Source organism: Paraburkholderia sp. GAS448 (genome assembly GCF_050435685.1).
Classification (GTDB): domain Bacteria; phylum Pseudomonadota; class Gammaproteobacteria; order Burkholderiales; family Burkholderiaceae; genus Paraburkholderia.
In genome coordinates, this window is sequence record NZ_JBNDKT010000127.1 from 1 (window position 1) to 2,341 (window position 2,341).

Consider the following 2,341-nt stretch of genomic DNA (forward strand, 5'->3'; position numbering starts at 1 on the left):
GCGTCTCCCGTCTACCTGGCCAGCCATGGTGTCCCACGAACGCCTGCCGATCTGCAAACCCATAAGTGTCTGCAGCGGACAACCATGGACCACACATCAGGACAATGGCAGCTTCAGGGACCGGATGGCCCCGAAGCTTTTCGCTTCGAACAAACATCGTTTGGCAGTGATCTGGCAGACATGCTGATTGACGCGACCGTGGGCGGGTTGGGAATCGGCCTGCTGCCGGTTGCGAAAGCCTTGCCAGACCTGCGTCGCGGTGCGCTGGTGCAGGTTCTTCCTCGATATCGACTGGCGGCTCAAAACATACACGTGGCCTATCCGTCCGCTCCCTACGCAGACGCGAGAATCCGCACATGGATTGAGTTTCTCAGGAAGTCGTTGCCCCCCAGGCTTGCGAGCGATCAGGCTGCATTTGGTTCCTTCGCAGGGGATTGGGCTGGGACCGTCGATCAGTGGTCAGCAGAACCCATCCCTGAACCCGCTGGCGCCTGAAAGTTGACAGTTGTTAAACCTTTCGCCGCTGTGGCGCAGTTAATTCTGTGACTTTTTTGAAACACTCAAGATGTTTTTCGTTATCCTAAATGAGCGGATCGCGTTATTCTGCAGCGCGCGCAACAACACCATTCATCTGATTGGAGAAAGAATGAAGAAAATCGTACTGTCTGCCTTCTCGCTGGCACTCGTGGGTGCAGCACATGCTCAAAGCAGCGTCACGCTGTACGGCGTGCTGGACGAATCACTGCAATATGTGCATAACGCCAATGAGCAAAACCAGAACCTGCTTGCGATGTATGGTGGCAATCTGCAAGGCAATCGCTGGGGCATGAAGGGCACGGAGGACCTCGGCGGCGGCCTGAAGGCGATCTTCCAGCTGGAAAGCGGCTTCAATATCAACTCCGGCGCATTGGGCAAATACAACGGCAACACGAAGCTGTTCGGCCGTCAGGCTTACGTCGGTCTGGCAGGCGACCAGTGGGGTACCGTAACCGCAGGCCGCCAGTATGATCCGGTGGTCGACCTGGTCCAACCGCTGACCGCCGATAACTACTGGGGCTCGACCTTTACGACGCCGGGCGACGTCGACAACAACGACAACAGCTCGCGCACGAACAGCGCGCTCAAGTATGTATCGCCGGTGTTCGCAGGCTTCCAGTTCGAAGGCATGTATGCGCTCGGTGGCGTTGCAGGCACGACAGGCTCGGGCCAGACGTGGTCCGTCGCAGCGACCTATGCTACCGGACCGTTCAGCGTCGCAGCGGGCTACATCGTGATGGACAACGCAAACACGATGGCCAGTCGCACAGGCTGGGATTCGGGTGTAACGTCGGACGGCACCTTTAATTCGATCAACCTTCCGTATCAATCGGCAAAGTCGATCAACATTGCTTCTGCCGCCGCGCAATATGTTACCGGCCCGTTCACGATGGGCCTGCGTTACAGCAATGCCCAGTACAAGGCGGATGGCTTCTCGGCGTTCACCTCGACGCAGAGATACAACGTCGGTGCCGGTTTTGTGAACTATCAGGTGACCCCGGCCGCGCTGATCGGCTTGGGCTACACGTATACCCACGGTTCTGGCAACGGGCCTTCGGCATCGTATAACCAGGTCTCGCTGGGCGGCGACTACAACCTGTCGAAGCGGACGGACCTGTATCTGGTCGGCGCCTATCAACACGCGAGCGGAACGGGTGCGACCGCATCGGTGGCCGACTACGGGTACATCTCGAACTCGACCTCGCAGGAAATCGTCAGTCTGGGCATCCGCCACAAGTTTTGACCAAGAGTTGACGGGTAGCTGCACCAAAGCCAGCCGGAGGCGTGAGCCAACGGTTGGATTTTTACGCAGCGTCGCCAGCTTTACACGATGATCCTGAGTGCCTGCTGACCCGGTGTCGCTGGTGCTGCCGGTGGCGCAGGGCATCGTGCCTCTGCCAACCAGTGGCGTCACACCTGCAGCGATTCCAGCCAGTCAGGGACCAGCGGGCTGCGCGTGATCATGAAGCTTGACGAGAAGCGGCCGACGAAGGTGCCGGAGTTCGATCAGGCGAAGGACACGATCTGCCAGCAACTACAGGCGCTCGCGCTGGAGAAAGCCGCTGCGCAGTTCGCTGGAGACCTCCTCGAAGGCTCGACGATCCAGCAGTCGCGCGGTCCGTGATACGGGCGATCTGAAAGACAGGAAACCTGATCGAATTGAGACCATGCCAGTTGATATGCCTATCAGCGCGAAAGTTACGGATTTGCTGAACCCGAGCCATGCCGCGCTCTCCCCGGAACAGCGCGCGTTTCTTGACCGACTCGCACGCTGCTCGCTGAGTGACGCGGCGTTCCTTGTGGC

Annotated in this window: 3 protein-coding genes; all 3 read left to right on the forward strand. The window is 58.9% G+C overall.

The window, feature by feature from the left end; translation table 11 throughout:
- Nucleotides 1–495: LysR substrate-binding domain-containing protein (locus P3T23_RS47505; protein WP_429322921.1), on the forward strand; the 495-nt coding region annotated here is incomplete at its 5' end.
- A gap of 151 nt (nt 496–646) precedes the next feature.
- Nucleotides 647–1,780, forward strand: a complete 1,134-nt coding sequence (locus tag P3T23_RS47510; RefSeq protein ID WP_429322922.1) for a porin — start codon at nt 647–649, stop codon at nt 1,778–1,780.
- 219 nt (nt 1,781–1,999) lie between these two features.
- The gene (locus P3T23_RS47515) at nt 2,000–2,161 is read left to right on the forward strand and encodes a hypothetical protein (RefSeq protein ID WP_429322923.1); all 162 of its coding nucleotides are present in this window, start codon (nt 2,000–2,002) and stop codon (nt 2,159–2,161) included.
- The last annotated feature ends 180 nt before the right edge of the window (nt 2,162–2,341 follow it).